Here is a 1,518-nt window from a genome sequence, read left to right as displayed (position 1 = left end):
GGTCGAGCGCGTGCGGGTCGCCGTCCCGGAGGACGTCGTGGAGCCCGCGTCGCCTCCCGCGGACGTGGTCGCCACCGGCGCCGCGACCCCGCGGAGCGTCTGCGCGGTGACGGCGGGGCCCCGCGGTGGGTCATCGGCGCCGACCACGATGGCGACCCCGGTGCCACCGCCGACGAGCAGCAGGAGGAGCAGCATGACCACGCCACGCCGTGTCCTCGGGTCGCTCCCGGCCGCCGCCACCTGGTCCCCGGCGCCTGGGTCCTCCCGCTCCGCTGCGTCCTCCCCCGCCCGCGGCGTGCCCGGGGCGCCGGGCGGCTCGACGACGGTCGGTGGTACAGCGGACGCCGAGGGGTCGGGTCGGCCGATCTGGCTCCAGTCGGACCCGCAGAGCTCGGCGGCCTTCGCCATCGTGTCGCGGAACAGGAACGCGGCCGGGACCACCGGGGTCCACGCGCGGTAGGAGATCCCCGCCTCCTCCATCGCGTCGATGCTGACCGCGCAGGTGTCGCACCCCTCGAGGTGCGCCGTGAGCCACGCCCGGTCGGCGGCGTCGCGCAGCTGACCGTCCTGCCGCATCGCGATCAGCGGCAGCGCCCGCTCGCACTCCGGTGAGGACGCGGCGATGGACGCGAGCGCGCTGCCCCGCAGCTCGTCACGGAGCTTGATCCGCGCCCGCGAGATGAGCTGGGCCACCGAGTTGCGGTTCATCTCCATGATGTCCGCGATCTCGTCGTAGCTGAGCTCCTCGAGCTCGCGGAGCGCCAGCACCTCGCGTTGCCGGTCGGGAAGCCGCTCGTTCGCGCCGCGCACGGACTCCTGGAGCGACCCGAGCATGGCGGCGCGCTCCGGGTCGAGCTCGATCGGGGCGCCGTCCCCCAGGAACGGGCGTGCCCCCGTCTCCGGGATCTCGTCGACCGCGTCGGCCTTCTTGCGACGCCCGATCACGTCGTAGCTCGCGTTGCGCGCCGCGGTGAACAGGTAGGCGCCGAAGTTGAGCTCCCGGTCCTGCAGCTTGGGCAGCCGCTGCAGGACCTTGAGGAAGGCGTCCTGCGTCGCGTCCTGCGCGTCGGCCTCGTTGCCGACGAGGCGCAGGCAGAACGTGTAGATCCGCTGCTCGTAGGTGTCGTACAGGCGCGCGAAGGCCTGGCCGTCACCGTCGGCGGCCGCCCGGGCGAGAGCCGCCTCGTCGAGCCCCGCGGACATGGCTGCGATGCTACTCCCCCGTCCACGGTGCTTCATCTCCCCGGGACGAGAGCATCGTCACTTCCCGGCCTTCTTGATCGTCAGCCGCCGCTGCACCACCTCGACGTTGCCGGCCCTGTCCCGCGCGGTGACCCGCAGGGTGTACCGGCCCCGCTCGTAGGCGTGCGACACCGTCGCCGAGCGCCCCTTGAGGGTGATCCTGGGCGTGCGATCACCGAAGTCGACGCGCACGTACTTCAGGCCGGAGCGACCGGTGCCGTTGCGGACGTCGTCGGCGGTGAGCCTGAACTTCAGGGTCTTGCCCGCCTTCCGGGT

General features: G+C 73.3%; 2 protein-coding genes. Both read right to left on the bottom strand.

The window, feature by feature from the left end; all coding sequences use genetic code 11:
• Positions 1–1,203, bottom strand: a 1,203-nt coding sequence (locus ABYE80_RS20760) for a sigma-70 family RNA polymerase sigma factor (protein ID WP_372792341.1), incomplete at its 3' end; no start/stop codon positions are given.
• Positions 1,204–1,260: 57 nt separating this feature from the next.
• Positions 1,261–1,518: hypothetical protein (locus tag ABYE80_RS20755; RefSeq protein ID WP_372792339.1), on the bottom strand; the 258-nt coding region annotated here is incomplete at its 5' end.

The organism is Paraconexibacter sp., assembly GCF_041602235.1.
Classification (GTDB): domain Bacteria; phylum Actinomycetota; class Thermoleophilia; order Solirubrobacterales; family Solirubrobacteraceae; genus Paraconexibacter.
This window is presented reverse-complemented; position numbering and strand designations above follow the sequence as displayed.